At 68.7% G+C, this 23,702-nt stretch carries 23 protein-coding genes and 1 pseudogene; 7 read left to right on the top strand and 17 right to left on the bottom strand.

Annotated elements, in window-relative coordinates:
* The 4 genes from ML01_RS24785 to ML01_RS28020 form a co-directional block, all read right to left on the bottom strand.
* A partial coding sequence (locus tag ML01_RS24785; protein WP_058558058.1) for an Rpn family recombination-promoting nuclease/putative transposase occupies nucleotides 1-852 on the bottom strand: 852 nt, incomplete at its 3' end.
* Between the two features lie 117 nt (nucleotides 853-969).
* The gene (locus tag ML01_RS24780) at nucleotides 970-1,200 is read right to left on the bottom strand and encodes a hypothetical protein (protein ID WP_058558057.1); all 231 of its coding nucleotides are present in this window, start codon (nucleotides 1,198-1,200) and stop codon (nucleotides 970-972) included.
* A 278-nt stretch (nucleotides 1,201-1,478) separates the two neighbouring features.
* Complete coding sequence (locus tag ML01_RS28025; protein WP_082674653.1) at nucleotides 1,479-1,766, bottom strand: DUF2442 domain-containing protein; 288 nt, start codon at nucleotides 1,764-1,766, stop codon at nucleotides 1,479-1,481.
* 4 nt (nucleotides 1,767-1,770) lie between these two features.
* A complete protein-coding gene (locus tag ML01_RS28020; protein ID WP_082674652.1) occupies nucleotides 1,771-2,028 on the bottom strand; it encodes a DUF4160 domain-containing protein in 258 nt (85 codons plus the stop codon).
* Between the two features lie 1,621 nt (nucleotides 2,029-3,649).
* On the opposite strand from ML01_RS28020, the gene ML01_RS24770 reads away from it, so the two are divergent.
* Nucleotides 3,650-4,450 (top strand): DUF1566 domain-containing protein, encoded by an 801-nt coding sequence (locus ML01_RS24770; RefSeq protein ID WP_058558055.1) that lies wholly within the window; start codon nucleotides 3,650-3,652, stop codon nucleotides 4,448-4,450.
* A gap of 365 nt (nucleotides 4,451-4,815) precedes the next feature.
* Here ML01_RS24770 and uvrA read toward each other — a convergent pair whose 3' ends face one another.
* From uvrA to dapC, 10 genes are all read right to left on the bottom strand, one after another.
* Nucleotides 4,816-10,413, bottom strand: a complete 5,598-nt coding sequence (gene uvrA, locus ML01_RS24765; RefSeq protein WP_058558054.1) for an excinuclease ABC subunit UvrA — start codon at nucleotides 10,411-10,413, stop codon at nucleotides 4,816-4,818.
* Nucleotides 10,414-10,520: 107 nt separating this feature from the next.
* Complete coding sequence (locus tag ML01_RS31565) at nucleotides 10,521-10,973, bottom strand: type II toxin-antitoxin system RelE/ParE family toxin (protein WP_082674650.1); 453 nt, start codon at nucleotides 10,971-10,973, stop codon at nucleotides 10,521-10,523.
* Complete coding sequence (locus ML01_RS24755) at nucleotides 10,963-11,217, bottom strand: type II toxin-antitoxin system Phd/YefM family antitoxin (protein ID WP_058558053.1); 255 nt, start codon at nucleotides 11,215-11,217, stop codon at nucleotides 10,963-10,965. Before ML01_RS24755 ends, ML01_RS31565 begins: the two co-directional genes overlap by 11 nt.
* A 92-nt stretch (nucleotides 11,218-11,309) precedes the next feature.
* Nucleotides 11,310-12,050 (bottom strand): hypothetical protein, encoded by a 741-nt coding sequence (locus ML01_RS24750; RefSeq protein ID WP_058558052.1) that lies wholly within the window; start codon nucleotides 12,048-12,050, stop codon nucleotides 11,310-11,312.
* A gap of 172 nt (nucleotides 12,051-12,222) precedes the next feature.
* The gene (locus ML01_RS24745; RefSeq protein ID WP_058558051.1) at nucleotides 12,223-12,492 is read right to left on the bottom strand and encodes a hypothetical protein; all 270 of its coding nucleotides are present in this window, start codon (nucleotides 12,490-12,492) and stop codon (nucleotides 12,223-12,225) included.
* Nucleotides 12,493-12,510: 18 nt separating this feature from the next.
* Nucleotides 12,511-12,678, bottom strand: a complete 168-nt coding sequence (locus ML01_RS31140; protein WP_256363669.1) for a hypothetical protein — start codon at nucleotides 12,676-12,678, stop codon at nucleotides 12,511-12,513.
* Nucleotides 12,679-12,809: 131 nt separating this feature from the next.
* Nucleotides 12,810-13,949, bottom strand: a complete 1,140-nt coding sequence (dapE, locus tag ML01_RS24740) for a succinyl-diaminopimelate desuccinylase (RefSeq protein ID WP_058558050.1) — start codon at nucleotides 13,947-13,949, stop codon at nucleotides 12,810-12,812.
* On the bottom strand, nucleotides 13,946-14,290 hold the full coding sequence (locus ML01_RS24735; protein ID WP_058558049.1) for an ArsC family reductase: 345 nt from the start codon (nucleotides 14,288-14,290) through the stop codon (nucleotides 13,946-13,948). Before ML01_RS24735 ends, dapE begins: the two co-directional genes overlap by 4 nt.
* Before the next feature lie 693 nt (nucleotides 14,291-14,983).
* Nucleotides 14,984-15,805 (bottom strand): 2,3,4,5-tetrahydropyridine-2,6-dicarboxylate N-succinyltransferase, encoded by an 822-nt coding sequence (gene dapD, locus ML01_RS24730; protein WP_058558048.1) that lies wholly within the window; start codon nucleotides 15,803-15,805, stop codon nucleotides 14,984-14,986.
* Between the two features lie 75 nt (nucleotides 15,806-15,880).
* Nucleotides 15,881-17,077: a succinyldiaminopimelate transaminase gene (gene dapC, locus ML01_RS24725; RefSeq protein ID WP_058558047.1), complete on the bottom strand. Its 1,197-nt coding sequence runs from the start codon at nucleotides 17,075-17,077 to the stop codon at nucleotides 15,881-15,883.
* Nucleotides 17,078-17,245: 168 nt separating this feature from the next.
* On the opposite strand from dapC, the gene ML01_RS24720 reads away from it, so the two are divergent.
* From ML01_RS24720 to ML01_RS24710, 3 genes are all read left to right on the top strand, one after another.
* Nucleotides 17,246-17,623 (top strand): VOC family protein, encoded by a 378-nt coding sequence (locus tag ML01_RS24720; RefSeq protein ID WP_058558046.1) that lies wholly within the window; start codon nucleotides 17,246-17,248, stop codon nucleotides 17,621-17,623.
* Nucleotides 17,624-17,815: 192 nt separating this feature from the next.
* A complete protein-coding gene (locus tag ML01_RS30355) occupies nucleotides 17,816-19,021 on the top strand; it encodes a hypothetical protein (RefSeq protein ID WP_216819267.1) in 1,206 nt (401 codons plus the stop codon).
* 58 nt (nucleotides 19,022-19,079) lie between these two features.
* Nucleotides 19,080-19,904 (top strand): hypothetical protein, encoded by an 825-nt coding sequence (locus tag ML01_RS24710; protein WP_156427983.1) that lies wholly within the window; start codon nucleotides 19,080-19,082, stop codon nucleotides 19,902-19,904.
* 26 nt (nucleotides 19,905-19,930) lie between these two features.
* Here the strand turns inward: ML01_RS24710 and ML01_RS24705 are convergent, their stop codons facing one another.
* On the bottom strand, nucleotides 19,931-20,482 hold the full coding sequence (locus ML01_RS24705; protein ID WP_058558043.1) for a hypothetical protein: 552 nt from the start codon (nucleotides 20,480-20,482) through the stop codon (nucleotides 19,931-19,933).
* 2 nt (nucleotides 20,483-20,484) lie between these two features.
* The gene (locus ML01_RS31135; RefSeq protein ID WP_156427982.1) at nucleotides 20,485-20,607 is read right to left on the bottom strand and encodes a single-stranded DNA-binding protein; all 123 of its coding nucleotides are present in this window, start codon (nucleotides 20,605-20,607) and stop codon (nucleotides 20,485-20,487) included.
* 126 nt (nucleotides 20,608-20,733) lie between these two features.
* Here ML01_RS31135 and ML01_RS24700 point away from each other — a divergent pair, with 126 nt between their 5' ends.
* The 3 genes from ML01_RS24700 to ML01_RS24690 all read left to right on the top strand — a co-directional run bounded on the left by ML01_RS24700 (nucleotide 20,734) and on the right by ML01_RS24690 (nucleotide 23,280).
* Complete coding sequence (locus ML01_RS24700) at nucleotides 20,734-21,675, top strand: PDC sensor domain-containing protein (protein WP_058558042.1); 942 nt, start codon at nucleotides 20,734-20,736, stop codon at nucleotides 21,673-21,675.
* Between the two features lie 112 nt (nucleotides 21,676-21,787).
* A complete protein-coding gene (locus ML01_RS24695; RefSeq protein ID WP_254045382.1) occupies nucleotides 21,788-22,396 on the top strand; it encodes an ankyrin repeat domain-containing protein in 609 nt (202 codons plus the stop codon).
* A 50-nt stretch (nucleotides 22,397-22,446) separates the two neighbouring features.
* Nucleotides 22,447-23,280, top strand: coding sequence for a hypothetical protein (locus tag ML01_RS24690; RefSeq protein ID WP_371258248.1), 834 nt, complete (start codon nucleotides 22,447-22,449; stop codon nucleotides 23,278-23,280).
* On the opposite strand, the pseudogene ML01_RS30350 reads toward ML01_RS24690, so the two are convergent.
* Nucleotides 23,277-23,702 (bottom strand): annotated as a pseudogene (locus ML01_RS30350) (hypothetical protein); the annotation flags it as partial. The gene ML01_RS24690 and the pseudogene ML01_RS30350 overlap by 4 nt on opposite strands.

Raw genomic sequence — 23,702 nt, 5'->3', positions numbered from 1 at the left:
GCGCTCGCGCACGCTGTCGCTCGGCGGGCCGAACTTGCGCTCGATCAGACGCAGCACGGCGGTTGCCTCGCCGAGGCGTTGGCCTTGGTCGATGTAGCGGTCGATGAAGGTCTGCATGATCGGTTCTCCGGTGGAGGTCTGTTGCAGCAAGATCCGGACGGTCGGCTCGTCGACCCGTTGCGTGCCTTGGACGAAGTAGCGCAGCAGGGATTCCAACACTTCCACGGCGGTGTCGCGGTCTTCGATCTGATCGATCAGCGCCAACAGCTCGCGCAGCCGCTCCACCGGCTGGGCGTCGAAGACCCAGCGCATGGCCAACTGCACCAGCCGCGTCAGCACCCGGCCCTTGATCTCGGCGTTGGTGGGGCCGGACAGATCCACCAACTGGTAGCCGAAGCTCGGCACGAAGGGCACGAGGCTGTCCGGCAGCGGCTTGACCAGGTCTTGGAATGCTGCCGGTGCCTGCCAGGGCCGCTCGCCGTGGTAGATCACCAGCGGCAAGACCGGCGGCAGGTGGCGGGTCTTGGGATGCTGCTTGCGGTACTGCTCGCCCTCGGCGGCGATGTAGCGCAGGAGCTGGAGCGCCGTCCAGTGCTCGGCCCAGCTCTTATGCTCGAACAGCAGGTAGACGTTGAGGGGCTCGCCGCGGTAGGCGACGCGATAGACCAGGTCGGAGTACGCCGTGCGCAGATCGCTCGCGACGTAGCTGTCCTTGCCGATCGTCAGCGTCGTCAGGTCCAACTCGGCGAGCAGCGCCGCCGGGAGCTGGCAGCACAGGAAGTCGCGGGCGACCTCACTGCGGGTGAAGCTCTCGCGGAAGAAGGTGTCGTGGGGCGAGGCGATGCGGTCCATGGCGCGGAAGCATAGCGCCGTGTCGGAGGGTTGGCGATGTTCGGGCTGATCCCATCTGCGTGCGCTCGCACTCGGCGGGCGGGAGCCCGTCTCGCTGTGGCGGTGGCTGTTCTCGCGTTACCTGTGAGATTTGACTGCCCTGATTCCTTGCGCGGCGAGGTATCCGTCGATGTCCGCGGGCGTCAGCTCCGCCAGCCGTCGCGGCTGCATCGCCTTCGCAAACCCCTCCGCGCACGGCACACACCAGCGCTGCGCGTTCTCCCGTGCGCCCCGTTTCTTGACCAGCGTCAAAAACTTTGACCAGAAGGCATCGATGCTCTGCCGGGTGGTTGTCGCGGGCGCCGACATCGACTAGCTCCGTGCTCGTAGGGCAGGATCGGGGAACGGAGGATGCCGGAAGACCTTCCTGCTTCCTGGGATGGGCGATGCGAGACCTGACCCCGTGCCTTTGCGAGCCCTGACCCCGTGCCTTTGCGTGACCCCGTGCCTTTGCGCATGCAACAACGCGAGAACTGACCCCGTTCTCCGCGAGAACTGACCCCGTTCTCCCTGACCCCATGTGACCCTGACCCCATGTGACCCAATGTGCGTTTGACCCCATGTGCGTTTCCCAGCTTGTGCGCTCGTTAGGCGACATAGCCCCATGATTTGAAGCGATCTTGAAGATCAGGCTCGCTCTGGAATGCCCGAAAATAAATAAACTCGGGAGCAAAATCAGCGCCGTTGGGCCAAACGATCGTGTCAAGTTCCGGGTCGACACGTAATTGTGCGAAAACCTTGAGATCGCGGAGAGGTTCAAACACCTTGCCGGTCAGAGAATCCCGTAGGTCGGCGATCCCTCGTCGGCCATCGTTGAAGGTTACTTCGACTTCGTAATCTCGAAGGTGGCGGGCTTGGCTGATATGAAGGAACACGGTTTTACTCCAAAGGCTCGATTGGCTTAGGTTCGTTGCGAGCTCGACAAAGCCCCCAGTCTTCCAACAGTTCGTCTTGGTGCAGATCATGCCATTCCAACACATGCCGTAGCGCTCGCTTTGGGAATTTCCCCTGCACGACCCCCGTTAGTATCTCCACAGTGATCTCGTACTCTCCGTACTTCGCATGGAAATGGGGTGGTGAGTGATCATCCCAGTACATGGCGATGATGATTCCGAGGAACCTACTGATTACTGGCATGTTGGCAGAGGAGTCTTTCTGCGCCTAACGTCAACCGCGGCCCGCGCCGAATTGCGGCCACGCGCGAAGCGCTGGCCGCAGTTTGGCGTCGGGCTCGCGGGTTCGTTGGGTTTTGGCTCAGGGTAGCGCAAAAGTGCCCATAGTACTCGGCGTAGTTGCCGATGCTACCTGCAAATTCGATGGTAGACCCCTCGTCTTTGCGGCCCGGACCGACAAGCGGGAGCTGATGCTGTCAGAAAACTTTACAGACCTGTCCACCCTGCTTTCTTGCGCCGCGAGGTAGCCGTCGATGTCCGCGGGCGTCAGCTCCGCCAGCCGTCGCGGCGGCATCGTCTTAGCAAACCCCTCCGCGCGCGGCACACACCGGCGCTGCGTGTCCTCCCGCGCGCCCCATTTCTTGACCAGCGTCAAGAACTTTATCCAGAAGGCATCGATGCGCTGCCGGGTGGTTGTCGCGGGCTCCGACATGGACTAGCTTCGTGCTCGTGGGGCAGGATCGGGGATCGGGGAACGGAGGATGCTGGCGGGTCGCTGGCGAGGGAAGGTCTACCTAACTCGGCTTCTGTGGCCAGCGCAGCGATAAGTCGGCATTCGGCGGCATTCGGCATTCGGTCGGAGTGGTGCTGTGGGTGCGGTGTTCGCCGGAGCGTAACGGCGTTGAGGAAGTCTAAAAAGGGCTCTGACCCCTTTATCCCTCGAAGAACTTTGTTCAGAAGGAGTCGATGCTCTGCCGGGCGGTTGTCGCGGGCTCCGACATGGACTAGCTTCGTGCTCGTAGGGCAGGATCGAGGAACGGACGATGCTGGCGGGTCGCTGGCGAGGGACGGTCTACCTAACTCGGCTTCTGTAGCCAGCGCAGCGATAAGTCAACTGTCTTCGGCATTCGGCATTCGGCATTCGGCATTCGGTCGGAGTGGTGCTGTGGGTGCGGTGTTCGCCGGAGCGTAACGGCGTTGAGGAAGTCTAAAAAGGGCTCTGACCCCTTTATCGCTTTAAAAGGGCTCTGACCCCTTTATCGCTTTCGGTCGGAGTGGTGCTGTGGGTGCGGTGTTCGCCGGAGCGTAACGGCGTTGAGGAAGTCTAAAAAGGGCTCTGACCCCTTTATCCGCTGATTCTGTTCGGGGTGCCGGTGACCGTGGACGCGGGCACGCGCGGATGGCATCCAGGGCCGGCGGCGCGCAGTCTACGGGACCAAACGATGCCTCGGCTCGGGCATCCTGCCCGGCGGGGCACGCCGGCCTTGCTCGACGACATCACCACCTTCGGCGCAGGCCCGCGTAGGGCGGAACCATGGACGGGTTCCGCCTTCCGGCGCGACCCATGATCACCTTTGTCGGTTTAGCAATCCCGGCGGGTTGGCGGATCGCCCTATCGGGCATCCGCCCTACGCGCTAGCGCAGGGCGACGATCGGGTCAGAGTAGCGGAAACCCCGATCAGCGGGTAAGCTTGACCCCGTCTCCCGTCTCCCGTCTCCCGTCTCCCGCCTCCCGCCGAAAGATCTCGTTGGTCGGGCTCAGGCGCAACGGCACGGAGTCGCTGCCGGGCATGCGGTCAGCGGCGGACGCGAGGGCACCACAGCATCAACCCGACCGACATCACATTGACCGTGAGGATACGGACATGAACCCAAACGTAAAGCAAACCGCCATCGGCCTTGGCGCCGGACTCCTGCTGCTGGCCGGGAGCGCCCAGGCGGCGCTGGTGAGCTACCAGGCCAACGGCATCGACCTGGTGTATGACGACGTGCAGGACCTGACCTGGGTGCGCGACGCCAACCTGTTCAAGACCCAGTACGACGCCGACAACACGGTGGTGACCCAGATCATGACCGCGGTGCCGACCATCACCAGTGGCAACGGCGCGCACAACGTCGTCGCCGGGGACTTCGACACCACGAACGGCCCCATGACCTGGTACGGTGCCATGGCCTGGGTACAGTGGTTGGGCAGCATCGAGTACGCGGGTGCCGACGACTGGCGGCTGCCGGCGATCATCGACACCGGCGCGGCTGGTTGCGATTTCGCCTTTGTCGGCACCGATTGCGGCTACAACGTCGACACCAGCACCGGCGAGCTTGCGTCCCTGTGGTACGACACCTTGGGCAACATCGCCTACTACGACACCAGTGGCAGTGGACCGCAATCCGGCTGGGGCCTCAGCAACACCGGCCCCTTCGGCACCAGCATGCAGGACTCCGTGTACTGGTCGGGCACGGAGTACGCGCCGAGTCCAGGCAAGGCGTGGCTCTTCAACTCCATCCTTGGCCTCCAGGACCTCGACTTTAAGGTCAGCCAGTACTACGGTTGGGCAGTTCGCCCCGGACAAGTCGCCGCCGCCCCGCTGCCCGGCACGGCCTTGCTGATGGCACTGGGCTTTGGAGCCCTGTCGCTCTCGCGTCGAGCGCGGCGGCGACTTTGGTGATTCGGTCATTCGTATGATTCGGTCCTTTTGAGGGGGGTCAGGGGGGATACTTCCCCCCTGCTCGCGCGCGTAGCGCGCGAGGGCTTTTAGCGATTTTTTTATGGCCCGATACGAGCATCTACCGATCTCTCTGGTGACACCGCTCCCGCGGTGTCACCGCCTCCCGGCGCTCCGCGCCCACCCGCCGCGCTCGCTGTCCCAAGGCCGCTGCCGACCTCGTCGCCCCGTCACACCCCGCGGGGCGCAGAGCGCCGAAGAGCGAGTGACACCGCAGGAGCGGTGTCACGAGCAGGACCTCGGGTCATGGCGCCCGGAACGATGATCAAGGCCCGGAAGTGTGTGTCGCCGTTGTATCGGAACGGTCCCTAACCAATCCCAAACCGCCCCCTAAGCGCCGCAGCCGTATGCCCGATGCCGGCCCGCGCGACCTCGAGCGGCGCAGCGCCGGCGACGATCTCCCCGCCGGCGGTGCCGCCTTCCGGCCCCAGATCCACCACCCAATCTGCGGCGGCGATGAGGTCCAGGTCGTGCTCGATGACCAGCACCGAGTGGCCCGCGTCCACCAGCCGTTGCAGCACGGCGATGAGCCGCTCCACGTCGGCCATGTGCAGGCCGACGCTCGGCTCATCGAGCACGTATAGAGTCGGCCGCTCGGCGCGGCCCTCGGCGTCGCTGCGGGCCTTGGCCAGCTCGGCGACGAGCTTGATGCGCTGCGCCTCGCCGCCCGATAGGGTCGGACTCGCCTGGCCGAGGGTCAGGTAGCCCAAGCCCACGGCCTGCAACAGCTCCAGCGGCCGGCGGATGGCGGGGTGGGCCGCGAACAGCTCGATGGCTGCATCGATGCTCAGGCCCAGCACCTCGCCGATGCTGTGGTCGCGGTAGCGGATGGCGCGGGTCTCGGCGTTGAAGCGGCTGCCGTGGCAGACCTCGCAGGGCACCTTCACGTCTGGCAGAAAGCTCATCTCCAGGCGCTGCATGCCCTGGCCGTCGCAGGCGTCGCAGCGCCCGCCCTTGGTGTTGAACGAGAACCGGCCTGGGCCCCAGCCGAGCATGCGCGCCTCCGGTGTCGCCGCGAAGAGCTTGCGGATCGGGTCCCAGAAGCCGATGTAGGTCGCCGGACAGGAGCGCGGCGTCTTGCCGATGGGGGTCTGGTCCACCTCCAGCACGCGCGAGAGCGCCGGCCAGCCGGCGAGCGCGCGACAGCCGGCGAGCGCCTGGCGCCTGGCGGTCGGCCCCGGGCGCTCGGCGGCCAAGAGCCCACGCAGCGATTGCGCCAGCACGTCGCGCACCAGCGTGGACTTGCCGGAGCCCGACACCCCCGTGACGCAGACGAGCCGCGCGAGCGGGATCGAGACGGTCAGATTCTGCAAATTGTTCAGCGCCGCCCCCGTGACAACGAGCCGCTGCGCCGGCACGTCCGGGCAGGGGCGCGGCGCACGGGCCGGCGGCGCCGGCGGGCGGGCGAGGAAGCGACCCGTCACGGAGTCCGGCGCCGCTGCGAGGTCCGCGGCCGTGCCGCGGGCGACGATGCGCCCGCCGAGCCGCCCGGCACCGGGGCCAAGATCGATGATCTCGTCGGCGGCGCGCATGCTGTCTTCGTCGTGCTCGACGACGATGACGCTGTTGCCGCGCTCACGCAGCCCTATCAGCGTGTCGATGAGCCGCGCGTTGTCGCGCTGATGCAGGCCGATGCTCGGCTCGTCCAGCACGTAGCAGACGCCGCGTAGGTTGGAGCCGAGCTGCGCCGCGAGCCGGATGCGCTGCGCCTCGCCGCCGGAGAGCGTCGGCGCGCCCCGGTCCAGCGTCAGATACCCGAGCCCCACCTGGCACAGAAAGCCGAGCCGGGCGCGCACCTCGGCGACCACGTCGGCGCCGATGGCCGCCTCGCGCTCGTCGAGCGGGATCGCCCCCAGCCGATCCGCGGCGGCCGCGACCGTCAGCGCCGACAGCTCGGCGATGTTCTGCTGCTTGAAGCGCACGGCGAGTGCTTCCGGGTTCAGCCGGGCGCCGTCGCAGGCGGGGCAGGCGCCGGCGCCGTGCTCCGGGCCGTCCAGCCAGGCGCCTTCCTCGCCGCTCTGCTCGGCATCGAAGCCCGGCAGCTCCACGCCGGTGCCGAAGCAGCTCGGGCACCAGCCGTGCTTGGAGTTGTAGCTGAAGAGCCGCGGGTCCGGCTCCTCGAAGCCCTTGCCGCAGCCGGGGCAGGTGCGGCTGGTGGAGTAGGTGGCCGTCGGCGCCGCCGCGTCCGCCGGCAGCACCCGCACCAGGCCCTTGCCCAGGTCCAGCGCCTGGTCCAGCAGCGCCGCGAGCTCCGCCGTCGGCACCGCGCCGGGGTCCAGCTCGCCGACGGGCAGGTCGATCTGGTGCTCGCGGAAGCGGTCCAGCGCCGGCCAGGGCTGCGTCGGCACCGGCTCGCCGTCCACCCACAACAGCGTATGGCCCTGGCGCGCGGCCCAGGCGGCGAGGTCGTTGTAGAGGCCCTTGCGGGCGATGACCAGTGGGGCCAGCAGCGTCACCGTGCCGCCCGCGTGCTCCGTGCGCAGCCGCTCCAGGATCGCGGAGCGCGGCTGCGCGGCGATGGGCAGGTCGCACTCCGGGCAGTGCTGCACGCCGAGCTTCACGTACAGCAGGCGCAGGTAATGGTGGATCTCCGTCAGCGTGCCGACGGTGCTCTTCCGCCCGCCGCGGCTCGTGCGCTGCTCGATGGCCACCGTCGGCGGGATGCCGAAGACGGCGTCCACGTCCGCCCGCGCCGCCGGCTGCACGAACTGCCGCGCATAGGCGTTGAGCGACTCCAGATACCGCCGCTGCCCCTCCGCAAACAGGATGTCGAACGCGAGCGTGCTCTTGCCGCTGCCAGAGACGCCGGTGACGACGACGAAGCGCTCCCGCGGGATCGACAGGGTCAGATCCTTCAGGTTGTGCTCACGGGCATGGGAAATGAGGATCGAGGGGCTGGGGGCTAGGGGCGAGGAAGGCTCGCCGGCGCCGACCGCATAGACCGCCGGCGTATCGGCAACGCGCGCCTCGGCCCTCGGCCCTTGGCCCTCGGACTCGCCCGCCAGCTCCGCCCGCAGCGCCCGACCTGTGTGACTCGTCCGGTGCCGCGCGACCTCCGCCGGTGGGCCGACACAAACAATCTCCCCGCCGCCGTCGCCGCCCTCCGGCCCCAGGTCGATGAGCCAGTCCGCGGCGCGGATCAGATCGAGATTGTGCTCGATGACCACCAGCGAATGCCCGGCGTCGAGGAGCCGGCGGAAGGCCTTGAGCAGCGTCGCGATGTCGTCGAAGTGGAGCCCCGTGGTGGGCTCGTCGAGCAGGAACAGGAGTCCGGCGCCGCGGCGCTTCGACAGGGACTTGGCGAGGTGGCCGGCGAGCTTGAGCCGCTGCGCCTCGCCGCCGGAGAGCGTCGGCACCGGCTGGCCCAGGCGCACGTAGTCCAGGCCCACATCGGCGAGCGGCTTGAGCGCGCGGGTCACGTCCGCGTGCTCGGCGAAGGCACTCAGCGCCTCGGCGACGGTCAGCTCCAGCACGTCGGCGATGCTCGCCTCGCCGACGCCGGGCAGCGGCAGGCGCACCTCCAGCAGCGAGGACTTGTAGCGCCGCCCGTTGCAGTCCGGGCAGCGCAGATAGACGTCGGACAGGAACTGCATCTCCACGTGCTCGAAGCCGGAGCCCGCGCAGGTGGGGCAGCGCCCGGGGCCGGCGTTGAAGCTGAAGTGCCCGGCGGTGTGGCCGCGCTCCTTGGCCAGCGGCAGGGCCGCGAAGCGCTTGCGGATCGGGTCCAGCGCGCCGACGAAGCTCGCCGGGTTGGAGCGCGACGTACGCCCGATGGGGGACTGATCGAGCATCAGCACGTCGGCGACGAGGCCCTCGCCGGTCACCGCGTCGCAGTCGCCGGGCGCGCCCTCCGGGTGGCCCTTGGCCTTGGCGAGGTGCGCGAACAGGATGTCCTGGATCAGCGTGGACTTGCCGGAGCCGGACACGCCCGTGACGACCACGAGTCGCCCAAGCGGAATGTCCACGTCGACGCCGCGCAGGTTGTGCGCACGGGCGCCGCGGATGCCGATGGCGGGCTCGCCGGCGGCATGCGGTTTCGCCTCCCGCTGCGGCTCGACGCGCCGGCGCCCGGCCAGATAGTCGCCGGTCAGCGACGCCTCGCAGGCCATGAGCTCCGCCGGTGTCCCCTCGAACACCAGCTCGCCGCCGCGCTCGCCGGGGCCGGGTCCGATGTCCAGAATCCGATCCGCCGCCGCCATCACCTGCGGGTCGTGCTCGACCACGAGCAGCGTGTTGCCCTGGTCGCGCAGCCGCTTGAGGATGCCGACCACCCGGTCCATGTCCCGCGGGTGCAGACCGATGCTCGGCTCATCGAGCACGAACAGCGTGTTCACCAATGAGGTGCCGAGGGCGGTGGTGAGATTGATGCGCTGCACCTCGCCGCCGGACAGGGTGCGCGACTGGCGGTCCAGCGTCAGATAGCTCAAGCCCACCTCGGTGAGGTACTTGAGCCGGGCGCGGATGTTGGCGAGCAGCAGCTCCATGGCCTGGTCCATGGCGCCGGGCAGCGTCAGGTCGTCGAAGAAGGCCCGGCAGCGATCAATGGGGAGCTGCATCAGGTCGTGCACATTGAGCCCGGGCAGCCCGAACCAGGCCGTCTCCGCCATGCCGATGCGGGCGTGGCGGAAGCGCTCGCCCCGCGGCAGCACGGCGTCGGCGAGCGCGTGGTCGCCGACGCGAAAGTCCAGCGCCGCGTCCTTGAGTCTGGCCCCATTGCAGGCAGGGCAGGCGTCGTAGCTGCGGTAGCGCGACAAGAGCACCCGCACGTGCATCTTGTACGCGCGCCCCTCCAGCCAGTCGAAGAAGCGGCGGATGCCGTACCAGACGCCCGCGTCCCACTCGCCTTCGCCCTCCAGCACCCAGGTGCGGTCGGCGTCGGTGAGGTCGCGCCAGGGCACGTCGGTGGGGATGCCGCGGCGGTGCGCGAAGCCCATCAGGTCTTCCTGTACCTCGGAATAACTGTCGGACTGGATGGGTTTGATGGCGCCTTCCAAGAGCGTCTTGGACTCGTCCGGCACCACCAGCGACCAGTCGATGCCGATGACCCGCCCGAAGCCGCGGCAGGTGTCGCAGGCGCCGAGCGGGGAGTTGAACGAGAACGACGCCGGCTGCGGCTCCCGGTAATGGATATCGCAGTCCGGGCAGTGCAGGTCCGCCGAGAAGCGCCACGGCGCGCCGGGATTGCGCTCGGCGTCCAGCGGATAGACCCGAAGCCGCCCGCGGCCATGCTCCAGCGCCGCGGCCAGCGCCTCCACGGCGCGGCTTTGGTTCTCGGCATCGAGCCGGAGTCGGTCCTGGATGACCTCCAGCCGGTCGTCGGCCTCGGCTAGGAAGCGGATGTAGCCCTGCTGGCCGAGCAGGTCCTTGAGCTGGTCCGGCGTCATGGACTCCGGCACCGGCACGTCGAAGCTGATCAGCGCGCGCACGGGCTCCGGCCGCTCGGCCGCGTCGGCACGGTCCTGCCCGGTGCGGTGGCGGAGCGCGCCCCAGATGCTTTCGGGCGTATCCCGGCGCACCTCCCGCCCGCAGCCGCGGCAGAAGAGCCGCGCGGCGCGGGCGAACAGCAGCTTCAGATGATCGTTTAGCTCCGTCATGGTGCCGACGGTGCTGCGCGACGTGCGCACCGGGTTGGTCTGGTCGATGGCAATCGCCGGCGGGATGCCGTCGATGCGATCCGCCCGGGGCCGGTCCATGCGGTCGAGGAACTGCCGCGCGTAGGGCGAGAAGGTCTCGACATAGCGCCGCTGACCCTCCGCGTACACCGTGTCGAACGCCAGCGACGACTTGCCGGAGCCTGACACGCCGGTCACGACGATGAGCGCGCCGAGCGGCAGGTCCAGGTCCAGATTCTTGAGATTGTTCTGCCGCACCCCGCGCAGGCGGATGCGGTCGGCGGGGTCGGGCATGATTGGAGCTTGCTGCTGGGGCCGGCAGGGGCCGACGCGGGCGCATCGGCGGAACCCGGCATCATCGCAGCCGGGCGGCGGGCGTCAAGCGTGAGCGCGGTGGGCTGCTAGCCGATGCCCGTCGTCGGGGTGCGGGCTTGCGCCTGCTGCCGCGGCGGCGGAGCATCCCGCTGCCGCCGGAGGCTCGGCGCCACCGCTGCGCTCATCGCCGCCTCGTCGAGCCCGCCGCCGAGGAAGGCATTGAGCTGCGCCGCGAGTGCCGCCGGCTCCGCCAGCGCCGTGCGCCTGTCGGCGGTCTTGTAGACTTGATTGCGCTCTCGCTTACCCACCGCGACGACCAGCACCACCAGCCGGCTGTCCTGCACCTCGTAGACGAGTCGAAATCCGGCCGAGCGCAACTTGATCTTGTAGCGCTGCGGATGGCCGCTCAGCCTTGACGCGACGACATGCGGCTCCCGCAGCCGCTCCGCGAGCTTCTTCTTGAGCTGCTCACGGACGGAAAGGTCCAGCGCACGCCACTCCTTCAGGGCATCCGGGTGAAACTCCAGCTCATAGCTCATCCAGCGAGACCTTGACGGGCGCCTGCCCGTCGCGCAATCGCGCGTCGGCGATGAGGTTGAGCTCCAGGTCGTCCAGGCGATCCATCAGCGCCTCGTACGCCTTCGCCGGCACACAGTAGAAGGCCGGCTCGTTGTGATTGAGCACGGCGACGGGAAGACCCTCGCCGGCCGCCACCGTCCCCATCGGATTGCGCTTCAGCTCCGAGATGCTGGCCGTGGTCTCGGCCAGGATACGATGTGCCATGCGGGTGCCCTCGCGTCAGAAAGAGCGCGAAAGTTAGTACCAAGAATGGCGCTATGCAAGGTATCGCGCCCAGGGCGCGGAACGGGCGGGTGTCAGGCCTCGTATCTTCTTCCGCGTCCCTGCGCGAGCGACCTAGCCGTCAGGCCACCGCGCGCCTTGCCCGCCAGCGGAGGATGCCGAAGGCGCCGGCGGCGAGCAGGGCGAGCGTGGGCGGGGTTGGGACATCCTGGGTGCCCGTGTTGCCGACCTTGACGATGCCGTTCGGCCGTGTCGTTGTAGGCCCAACGGTTGACGGTGACGGTGCCGCCGCCGGTGGTGGAGAGGATCGACTCCGCCCAGCCGTAGAGCACGTCGCTGCCGGAGAGGAAGCGGAAGCCGATGTAGTTGCTGCCGATGACGCCGTTGTTGAACTCGCTGCTCAAAGCGCTACCGGCCATATGACCGTGCGGAAAAAGATGTTGCCGGCGCCGTTCCATCAATACCCGGCGCTCAGGGTCGGCCCAAGCAGCGCGCCGGTGGACGCGGCACCGGCCGGCAGGTTGTTGAAAACCCTGCTGCCAGATCCCGTGGCCGCGAAGCCGCGGCCATTGCGTCCCCCCCGCTGAGTCGAAAGCGACATAACGGAACGTGGAAGCAGTGCTGGTAAAGAGACGGAAGTCATTGCCGCCGGCCCCGTCGATGTCCCATTCTGCCGAGCCCGTCTCGGCGGAGCTGACCGAGAAGGCGTTGCTGTTGTCCTTGTAGCCGATGGCGGCGTCCGCCCCCATGGGGACCGCGGCGGCCGAGACGGCACCGGTGGCGATGGCCAGGTGCTGCTTGAGCTTGATGTGCATCAGCGGGTCACCGCTTGCGAAGCGCGCTGTCCACGGCTTCTCCTCTCCTGCGCTTTCCGTTGCGCCACCGCGCCTCGGCACGAGATAGCTTCTTTCGGGTCTCGGCGCGAGCGTGTGCCGATCGGGCTGTCAAGCCGACCCGTGCAGGCGCGGGGGTTTGGTCGCGAGTGTCTCAGGCGAGCCCGAACGGGCGCGTCAGTTGCTCATAGCCGGGCAGGTTGATGCCCTCTGCGAGCGCGGTCTCGTATTCCTCGCGCAGGGAGTCGAGGGTGCCGTGGTAGTGCTCCAGCGTCTCCTGCAAGTCGCAACGGCTTTCGATTTCTGCTTCGCTGAGCTCGTCGAGGCGCTCGTCCAAGTCCGCGAGCTCTGCGGTCATGTCGCGAATCCTGGCGGCGACGAGGGGGATGACGACGGCGAGGTCTCGTTCGCTGATCGATCGCATGGCAGGTCACCGGGTGGGTTATGCGGAGAAGTAAAGCGAGCTGCGGGCGTTCTCGACGGCCTTGGCGATGGCGGCGCGGGCGAGGGTGTCGAGCGCGCCTTGGTAGGCGGCGAGCGTCATGGAGTTGCGGCAGCGCAGCGAGTGGTGGGTCTGATCTCTACTCGACGGCGTGTGCTTGACGTCCAGACTGGCCGGGATTGCCGTGGGCAGCGCTCATTTGCGACGGCTGCCAGGCGACATCGGCGCGTGCTCGCTCAGTGCCGCAAGGCGCGAGCGGGAAGGAGCGTCGCCGTTAGGCGTCCTCGCGCCGCGAGGGTTCAGGTCAGCAGCCGGCGCAGGACTTCGGCGTAGACGGCCGCGAGCTGGTCCAGCTCGGCGACGGCGACGCACTCGTTGACCTTGTGGATGGTGGCGTTCACCGGCCCGAGCTCCAGCACCTGCGCGCCGGTGGGGGCGATGAAGCGCCCGTCGGAGGTGCCGCCGACGGTGGAGGGCTCAGTCTCGATGCCGGTGACGGCCTCGATGGCGCTGCGGCCGGCGTCGAGCAGCTCGCCGGCCGGGGTCAGGAAGGGCAGGCCGGAGACGTGCCAGTCGAGCCGATAGTCCAGGCCGTGCTCGTCGAGGATGGCGTGGACGCGCTCCTGGATGGCCTCGGGCGTCTGCTCGGTGGAGAAGCGCAGATTGAAGATCGCCGTCAGTGCGTCCGGGATCACGTTGTCGGCGCCGGTGCCGGCGTTGAGGTTGGAGATCTGGAGGCTGGTGGGCGGAAAGTGCGCGTTGCCCGCGTCCCATTGCTCGGCGACCAGGGCCGCCAGCGCCGGCGCTGCTCGGTGGACGGGGTTGTCCGCGAGCTGCGGATAGGCCACGTGCCCCTGCTTGCCCTGGACCTTGAGCTTGGCCGTCAGGCTGCCGCGGCGGCCGTTCTTCACCACGTCGCCCAAGCGCTCGTGGCTCGATGGCTCGCCGACCAGGGCGTAGTCGATCTTCTCGCCTCTGGCCTCAAGCGCCTCTACCACCTTGCGCGTGCCGTTGATGGACGGGCCTTCCTCGTCGCTGGTGATGAGAAACGCGATGGAGCCCCGGTGGTGCGGATGCACGGCGAGGAAGCCCTCGGTGGCCGTGATCATGGCCGCGAGCGAGCCCTTCATGTCGCAGGCGCCGCGGCCGTAGAGGCGGCCATCGCGAATCGTTGGCTCGAAGGGGTCTGACTCCCAAAGCTCCAGCGGCCCGGGCGGCACCACGTCGGTATGGCCGGCGAAGCAGAGCACGGGGCCTGCCTCGCCGCGCCGCGCCCAGAAATTGTCTACGTCGCCGAAGCGCATGTGCTCCACCGTGAAGCCGAGCAGCTCGAGGCGGGCCGCCATGACGGCTTGGCAGCCGGCGTCGTCGGGCGTGACGGAACGGCGGCCGATGAGCTCACAGGCAAGCTGCACGGTGGCGGAAGGTTGTCTCGTCATGGCGTGAAGATGGCCTGGTATTGGGCGTCGGAAAAGCCGACATGGCGGGCAGCGCCGGTATCGAGCACGGGGCGGCGGATGATGGAGGGTGTTTCGAGCATGACTCGGATCGCCCGCGCCTCGTCGAGGTTGTCCCGCACTGCGGGGTCGAGCTTGCGCCACATCTGGCCGCGCTTGTTGATGAGCTGCTCCCAGCCGAGCTCTGCAATCCAGCCGCGCAACGTCGCCTCGTCGAGCCCGACCTTCTTGTAGTCGTGGAAGTCATAGCCGATGCCGTGCTCGTCGAGCCAAGCGCGGGCCTTCTTCATGGTGTCGCAGTTGGGGATGCCGTAGAGGATCATGCGTTTAGAGAAGTACGGAGTACGGAGTACGGTGTACGGGGGTGCCGATCTCGGGTTTGAGCCAGTGAGCACGGACTTCGGTGTTGCCAACCAGACAGCCTGCGTTTAGAGAAGTACGGAGTACGGAGTACGGAGTACGGGGGTGCCGATCTCGGGTTTGAGCCAGTGAGCACGAGAAGTACGGAGTACGGAGTACGGAGTACGGGGGTGCCGATCTCGGGTTTGAGCCAGTGAGCACGGACTTCGGTGTTGCCAACTAGACAGCCTGCGTTTAGAGAAGTACGGAGTACGGAGTACTGAGTACGGGGGTGCCGATCTCGGGTTTGAGCCAGTGAGCACGGACTTCGGTATTGCCAACCAGACAGCCTGCGTTTAGAGAAGTACGGAGTACGGATACGGAGTACGGAGTACGGGGGCCGATCTCGGGTTTGAGCCAGTGAGCACGGACTTCGGTGTTGCCAACCAGACAGCCTGCGTTTAGAGAAGTACGGAGTACGGAGTACTGAGTACGGGGGTGCCGATCTCGGGTTTGAGCCAGTGAGCACGGACTTCGGTGTTGCCAACCAGATAGCCAGACGCGAAATGCGGGCGCAAACCGTACTCCGTACTCCGTACCCCGTACTTCGTACTCCGTACCCCGTACTTCGTAGTCCGTACCCCGTACTTCGTACTCCGTACTCCGTACTCTCCCCCTCAAATATCCCTCAACAACTCATTGATCCCGACCTTTCCCCGCGTCTTTTCATCCACCTGCTTGATGATGACGGCGCAGTAGAGGCTGTGGCTGCCGTCCTTTGCCGGGAGGTTGCCGGGGACGACGACCGCGCCGGCGGGCACGTGGCCGTAGAGGGTCTCGCCGGTCTCGCGGTTGTAGATCTTGGTGCTCTGGCCGATGTAGACGCCCATGGAAATCACCGCGCCCTGGCCGACGATGACGCCCTCGACGATCTCGGAGCGGGCACCGATGAAGCAGTCGTCTTCGATGATGGTGGGCGCCGCCTGCACCGGCTCCAGCACGCCGCCGATGCCGACACCGCCGGACAGGTGCACGTTCTTGCCGATCTGTGCGCAGGAGCCCACCGTGGCCCAGGTGTCCACCATGGTGCCGGAGTCCACGTAGGCGCCGATGTTGACGTAGCTCGGCATCAGCACGCAGCTCGGTGCGATGTAGGACCCGCGCCGCGCCGTCGCCGGCGGCACCACGCGCACGCCGCCGTCGCGGAGCTCGCGCGAGCTGGCGTCGGCGTACTTGGACGGCACCTTGTCGTAATAATTGGTGAAGCCGCCCTTGATGAACTGGTTGTCCTCGATGCGGAAAGAGAGCAGCACCGCCTTCTTGACCCAGTCGTTCACCACCCATTTGCCGTCGGTCTTCTCGGCGACGCGCAGCTCTCCGCGGTCGAGCCGCTCGATGGTGTCCTGCACGGCGTCGCGTACCAGCGTCTCGACATTGCGGGGCGTGATCTCGGCGCGGCGCTCGAAGGCCTTGTCGATGATGGCTTGGTGGTCGGACATGAGGGCTCCTCGGGATACGTGGGGAAGATCAATGATTGGTTCTTGGGGTTTGCGCGCGCCGGCGCAGGCGGGTGCTCACAGGCCTCGGCAGAAGGCCCGGATGCGCCGCGCCGCCTCGACGCACTCATCCTGGTCCGCCACCAGCGCCAGGCGCACGCGCCCGCGCCCGGGGTCGCCGTGCGCGGTGGGCCGCGACAGGTAGCTTCCGGGCAGCACCGTTACGTGCTGCTCGGCGAAGAGCCGGCGGGCGAAGTCGGTGTCGTCCAGGGGCGTGCGTGGCCACAGATAGAAGCCGGCGGCAGGGCGCGTCACGTCCAGCGCGCCGTCCAGCGCGTCCAGCACCGCGTCGAGCTTCTCGCGGTACAGCCGCCGGTTCAGCACGACGTGCTGCTCGTCGCGCCAGGCGGCGGCGCTCGCGTGCTGCTGCGGCAGCGCCATGGCGCAGCCGTGGTAGGTGCGATAGGCGAGAAAGCGGCGCAGGATCTCGGCGTCGCCGGCGACGAAGCCCGAGCGCAGCCCCGGCGCGTTGGAGCGCTTGGACAGGCTGTGGAAGACGACGCAGCGGCGGAAGTCGTCCCGGCCCGCCGCCGCACAGGCCTGCAGCAGGCCGACGGGCGGGCCGGCCTCGTCGAAGTAGATCTCGCTGTAACATTCATCCGCCGCGATGATGAAGTCGTGCCGGTCCGCCAGCGCCAACAGCCGCGCGAGCGTGGCTTGCGGCAGCACCGCGCCGCTCGGGTTGCCCGGCGAGCAGATGTAGAGCAATTGGCAGCGTTGCCAGGTGGCGGCGTCGACGGCGTCGAAGTCCGGCTGGAAGCCCGACTCCACCGTGCAGGGCAGAAAGTGCGGCTCGGCCCCGGCGAGTAGCGCCGCGCCCTCGTAGATCTGGTAGAAGGGGTTCGGCAGCAGCACCAGCGGGCTCGACGCTGCATCCACCACGGCCTGCGCGAAGGCGAACAGCGCCTCCCGCGTGCCGTTGACGGGCAGTACGTGCCGTTCGGGGTCGAGCAGTCCCGCCGGGAGCCCGAAGCGCCGCGTCAGCCACTCGGCGATGGCCTCTCGCAGCCACGGCATGCCGCGGGTGGCCGGATAGGTCGCGAGCCCGTCCAGATGCTCCGTCAGCGCGGCGCCGATGAAGGGCGGCGTCGGATGCCGCGGCTCGCCGATGGAGAGCCGAATCGGCGCGAGCCCCGTCGGCGGTGTCGCGTCCGCAAGCAGCGCCCCCAGCTTCTCGAACGGGTAGGGGTGCAGGCGGTCGAGGCGCGGGTTCATGCGGCGGTCATGGCTGCGGGCTGAGAGAGGCGTAGGTGTGGTGGCGGGCGGCGCCGGGCGCTGATCGGACGGCGCATCCGATATCCGGCACGCACGCAAGCCGGCAGTATAGGCGATGGTCCCGGGTGGTCCAAACACGAGGCCGCGGCAGCGCGGAGGAAGCAACACATGGCATTGGTTTCCGGCATGCACCACGTGAGCCTGCTCGTCGCGGACACGGCGCGCGCCTTGGGCTTTTACCGCGACCTGCTGGAGCTGCCGATGTCGACGGCGCGCCCGGGCCTGCCGTTTCCAGGCGCGTGGCTGGAGCTCGGCGCACAGCAGATCCACCTGCTGGAGCTGCCCAACCCTGACCCCGTGGAAGGCCGGCCCGAGCACGGCGGGCGCGACCGCCATGTCGCCCTCACGGTGACGGATCTGGACCTGATCGCCACCAGGCTCGACGCGGCCGGCATCGGCTTCAGCCTCAGTCGCTCCGGCCGGCGCGCGCTCTTCTGCCGCGACCCGGACGGCAATGCGGTTGAGCTGATCGAGGCGACGCAGTGACGGACCCCGCGTGGGTCGGCCGCTGTCCGCCAATACGTCACAACGCCAGCATGCTCCCTGCCGCACGGCCGCGGTAAGCCCCTGACGGGCGGGGCGGCGTGCTAGCATTCGAGGGTTTTTGACAGAGCTTGGTGCGGGCCGCGTGCGCTGCGTCCGGGCTCTTCCTGTTTGTCGCTGATGCCGGAGCTCCTCGTGAAGTTGATGAAGCTGTTCTGTCTGGTGGTATTGGCGCTGGCCGTGGGCGGCTGTGCGTCGATGGGCGGCGGCAAGTCCGGCCCGGGGAAGGTCTACGTGGGCGACATCTCGCGGCTGCCGCAGATCACGCTGCCCGGCGCCAAGCTGGAGCAGGCGCGCTCCGTTGCCATGGCCGCCGCGCGCACCAAGGGCTGGGACATCGTCAGTGCCGATGCCAACCGCGTGCTGCTGGAGCGCCCGCTGCCGCCGGGCCTGCCGCAGGCGCAGGCGCTGCCGAGCCCGCTGGCGGCGCCGCGCATGCAGGTGGCGACCAATCTCGTCGAGCGCGGCGACGGCACCACCGTCGCGCTCAGCGCCGCCGTGCTGACCAATCCCGGCACCCCGGACGAGCAGGTCATCGATTACACCGCCGACTTCGAGAACGAGCTTCTGGCATCGCTCGGCTCGCTGTCCTCGGCCTGGCTCGCCGCCCAAAGTAAGCTCAACTCCCGCGCGCCGGTGTTGGCCGAGCGCGAGGCCGCCGAGGCGGGTAGCGCTGCCGCGTCTGGCGAGGCAGCCGCCGAGACCAGCGCAGACGTCGCGGCGGCTGCTGCCGCACCGGCAACGGCAGCGCCGGCGGCGCCTGCCGCGCGGGCACCGGCGCAGCCTGCTCCGGTACCGACCCCGGTGGCGCAGGCACCGGCAGCGCCCGCGCCGCAAGCCGCACCGACGGTTCGCGCTTCGCCACCGCCGGCACCCGCGGCGCCTCCGGCCCCGCAGCAGGCGCAGGTCGCGCCGCGACCGGCCCCGAGCCCGGCGCCGGATATCGCTGTGTCAGAGCCTGCGACCGCAGGGATCGGCGCCGTGGCGCCGACCATCGCACCGCCTGCGTCGCCGAGAACGGCCGCCGAGGCCGCCTCGCCGTCGGCCCTGCGGCCCGGGCCGAGCTTGGGCAGCGTCGCAAGCCCCGCCCCCATTGCGCCGACGGCCCCGGTGGAGATCGGCGGCAGCAACGAGATGCTGGTGCTGAACCAGGGCAGCCGCAAAGGGCTCTGGAGCTACTACGCCGAGGACTATGCACGGCTGCGCGGCTGCAAGCTCGGCGACCGCGGCGCGGTGCTGCTGCAGGACACCGATGGCTACGAGCTGCACGAGGTGCAGTGCGTCGGCAGCAGCAACGTCCGGGTGCGCTGCCGCGGGGGCGTCTGCGAGCCCTTGCGCTGAGGTCATGCTGGCGCGCGGCAGGCGGCGGCTTGGCGTCAGGCGCCGGATCGGCGCCGCTATGCTGCTGCTCGCGAGCGCCGTGTCTGCGCCGGTCAGCGCCGAGACCGCGGCGGGGGCGGCCCCGAGCGTCCTGCTCCGCGGCGCCAACATCCCGCGCGCGAAGGCCCTGGCGCTGGACGCGGCGCTGATCAAGGGCTGGCGCGTCGTCGCGAGCGAGCCCGAGCACGTCATCTTCGAGATCCGCCTGGACACCCCCGCCAGCGCCGGCCCGCCCGGTGCCGCGCCCCCCGAGCACACGCTGCTGCGCATCCGCGCCGATTTCACCGCGACCGCCGACGGCGTCGCCACGGCGCTGCGCGCGACCGAGCTCTGGTACGCCGGCACCCCGGCGGCCTGGAGCACCGATGTCACCGCCGCCTATCGCGGCAATCTGCACACGGCGCTGACCTCGCTGGTGCAGCAGTGGTCGGCCATTGCGCCGCCGTCGGCTGAACAGCAGCGCCCGCCCGCAACGACGCGACCGGCGCCGGCCCCGGCGCCGAGCGCTCCGGTCGAGCGCATTGCGCCGCGACCGAGCCCCGCGCAACCGCCCGCGGTCACGCCGCTGCCGCCAGCGGCCACGCGCGCGAGCCCACCGGCACCGCCGCCTGCGCTCGCGCCTGCGTTGCGCAGGACGCCGACCGAGCAGCCCGCCGACGCCGCGATGGGCGTCTGGGCCTACTACGCCGAGGACTTCGCCGTGGCCCAAGGCTGCGTGCTCGGCGAGCGTGGCGCCGTGCTCGTGACGGACGACGCCGACACCGAGCTGCATCGCGTCCATTGCGTCGGCGGCAGCACCGTCATGGTGCGCTGTAGTCGCGAGGGTTGCGCCGGCGCGGAATGAGCGTTGCGCCTCGTTGCGGGGCGTCTTCAGTCTGCCGTCGCGTCGGCCACGGCGATACCGAGGTAGTCGCCGACAACGAGCTGCACTTGATCCACCGACAGCGGCGGCCCGAAGGTGCAGTTGTAGTAGGGCGCGATGCAGCGGAGCTCACGCACGTCCGTCGTCGCCTCCGCACTCGCCGGGGCCAAGCGCCAGCGCGATTCCTGAAACACGCCGTCGGAGCAGTCGAAGGTGGGATACACGGCTGGAATGCGCGTGATGGCGTCGCGCAGCAGCCGGTTGCCGACGCGGCTGACGCGATAGGCGCCGGGCAAGAGGTCGCGCCGCTCGGGTGCCACCAGATTGGCCTCCAACTGACAGAAGGGCTCGAACAGGTTCGTCCCGCGCACCACCCGGCCGAACTGGAAATTGGCATGCGCCGAGCCCGCCGGCAGCGGCACCGGGCGGCGGATCTCGACCCGCAGCCCGGTGTCGCCGCCGCCCGGCGCCGTCGGCAGGGCGCAGCCGCCGAGCAGCGCCGCGATCAGCGCCACGGCACTTGCACGCAGCGTATGCACCCGGCCGGGGTTGTCTCTCATCGCTAGGGGTCCGGGTCGTCGTCGTTGGCGTCGCGGCTCGTGCCGCCCATCAAGAACACGCCGGCGATGCCGAGCGCGACGAGCAGCAGCAGCGACAGGGCGATCAGGCTTCCGACGAGGCTCATGGACGCATGCTCCGGTGTTCCGCCGGCCGAGTCGATACCCGGCTTCCGTATGGGTGTCGCCCGGCGGCGGCATTGTAGAATCCCGCGGGCGGCGCCGCTGCCGCGCCTTGCCCCGATGTTGACCGTATGTCCGATCTCAAGTCCAGCGTTGCCCGCCAGCGCCTCGCCCTGTTCAACATGCTGGTGGAGCCGATGGCCTTCATCGCCGGCCGCTGCGCCGCCGTCTGGGGGGATCGCGCCGCGCTCGACGCGCTGTTGCTCGAGGCGCTTGGCACCATACCGCACAGTCGCTACGTGTATGGGCTCGACAGCGCTGGCGTTCAGGTGACGGCGAACGCTGCGGCGGAAGGGCTGATCGAGGCGGACTTGGGCCGCGACCGTTCCGGGCGGCCGTACATGCAGGAGACCATGCCGCCGCATGGCCTGCTGCTGTCGGAGGCCTACATCAGCCAGCGGGCGCTGCGGCCCTCGCTGACGGCGCTGCGGCGCATCGAGCGCGACGGCGTGCAGCTCGGTTATCTCGGTGCCGACTTCGATCTGCGCGACCTGCCGCTGACCCGAGAGGTGTACTGCGAGCCGAGCCGCTGGCAGCAGTTGCGCGGCGACCCCGCCATCCGCGGCTCGCTGTTCGAGCAGCGGCGGGTGGAGAGCCTGATCGACCGCCACATCGACCAAGTGCTGGCGGTGCTCGAGGAGCTCGTCGTCGAGAGCGGCGTGTTCCACTGCAAGATCCACTTTTCCAGCAGCCGCGCGACGGTCTGGCTGGTCAGCGATCCCTTTCGCTACCGGCTGCTCGGCTTCGAGGAGCTTGCCGACCCGGACGTGTGCCTCGCCTATCCGCACTGCCCGTATCCGCCCGACGCCCGCATCGACGCCGACCAGGTCCGGAGCATCCTCAAGGGCTTCAAGCGGCTGCGCTATGCGGACGACATCATTTATCTGCGCTCAGGCTCGCTCAATATCTTTAATGGCTTGGTGGCGCTCAACTTCTCTTGCGACGGCTCCCACTACCTGCCGCATACGGAGTTCCTGGACCCGCAGTCCACCTTCTGGCAGAGCGTGAGCTGACCGCTTTGGCCCCCTTAGCTGTTTTGTTTTCAGGTACTTGCGCTTTCGCATTGGCGACTGCGGCGGTCTGCGCCATGCTCCGCGCATGACTACGCAAACGCATCCCTCGCCCATGACTACCATGACCCGACCCGCCGGGCTGCTGCTCGCCGCCATGCTCGCCGCGGGGCTGCTGCTCGCCGGCTGCGGCGACGACACCGACCCGGCGACCCGCACCGAGCAATTGCTTGAGGTCGCCGAGCGCGGCGACCTCTCCGCGCTGGACGCCCTGCTGAGGCGCAACCGCACCGCCGACGTGCGCGACAGTTGCGATTGGACGCCGCTGATGAAGGCCGCCGTCAACGGCCATCGGGAGGCGGCTGCGAAGCTGATCGCCGCCGGCGCCGACGTCGATGCCGCCGACAAGGGCGGCTACACGCCGCTCCTGCTCGCCGCCTCCAACAACCATGCCGACGTGGTGGCGCTGCTTTTGGACCACGGCGCGATGATCGACGCCCAGGAGCAGACCCAGGGCTATACGCCCTTGCTCTGGGCCGCCCAGCGCGGGCATGCCGAAACCGTGCAACTCCTGCTCGCCCGCGGTGCGGACGCGACGCTGCCGGACCGCGAGGGCCACGATGCCGCTTGGCACGCGGCGGAACAGGGGCATGGCGCGGCGGCTGCGCTGCTGGCGCCGACGCCGGCCGCCGCGGCGCCGGCCACCGCATTACCCAGCTCCTAGCCCCTAGCCCCTAGCTCCTAGCCCCTGCTTTGGTCAGCCTGCGCGAGAACATGGCCCAGCACGGGTTCGAGTCGAACGACGACTACGAATTCCAGGTCCGCTGCCTGCTCCGCGGCCCCGCCGAGGGCATCCGCACGCTCAGCATCGAGGGCGACGGCGAGCGCCGCAAGACCGCCTTTGCGACGGCGCTCGCGCACGCCCTGGAGCGCCCGCACGTGCTCTACCACGACTTCGCGGATCGCTCGCGCGCGCTGCCGGATGTGATCCTGCCCGAGGGCCAGGACGAGTATGGGCGCAAGGAGTCGCCCATCGAGCCGCTGGACGACATCTTGAGCCACGCCTGTGCGCTGAGCGAGGCCGAGGGCGTCGTGCTGATCCTGGACCAGCTCCAGGCGGCGGACTTCCGCGAGCACATCCGCATCCACCGCCTCATCCGCGACCGCCGCTGGCAGGTGCGCGACGCGAGCTACGACGCGAACCCAAGGCACCTCTTGCTCTTCCTGATCAGCGAGGAGCCCCTGTACCACTCATTGCAGCGGGCGAGCTATCGCGTGTGGGTGAGCCGCGTGTCGCAGCGGCGCGTCGACTACCGGCCTGCGGAGCTCGGCTTCGGGTCCGCCGCCGTGCCCTTGTTCGGCGCGCTCGCGGACTTGTTCAAGGCGCTCGATGCCGCGCCGACCCGCAGCGAATTCGAGAAACTGCTCGCGGACCTGACCCGCCACGTCCAGACCGAGACCGATTTGCGCCACGCCCTGTTCGGGCGCTGCGAGGGCATCGACCGGGCGCGGCTTTACGGGCCGGGCGTGGACGTTGAGCTCGGCCGCGTCATCGAGGCGCTGCGCGCCTACATCGGCACCGAGCAGATCGAGATCGGCGGGGGCTAACGCCCGGCGCCATCGCCGGCGATCACATGCATCTGCCGATCTGGCCAGCGCGACTGATCGGCGCGCTTGTCGGCATGCGGCACGTCGTGATGGCTTGCTCGGAGTTCCCTGTGAGTTGAGCAAAGGTGACGCCGACGTACGACGACCGGTCGCACTTCGGGCTCAGGTTGGTTCGGGACAAGAACCACCGGATGTCGAAGCCCGAGCCGGTCAGCGTGCGCTTGAATGCCCTTATCGAGGGTCACAAGCCCCCGGGCCTGTCCCGCCAACGCCAGATGGAGTGCATCGGCGAAGTCCATGCCTGCCTCAAACCAGTCGAGAGCGGACGCGACCGCGTTTGCTTGTTCGACCCGTTCGGAAAACAGGGACAGACCACGTTTTTCTGCTAACCTTCGCGTCACCTCAACACCTGCTCTCCCCCT

Origin of the sequence: Thiohalocapsa sp. ML1 (genome assembly GCF_001469165.1) — a bacterium.
Taxonomy (GTDB): Bacteria; Pseudomonadota; Gammaproteobacteria; order Chromatiales; family Chromatiaceae; genus Thiohalocapsa.
Note: the sequence above shows the minus strand (reverse complement) of the source record. Positions and strands in the feature narration are given on the sequence as shown.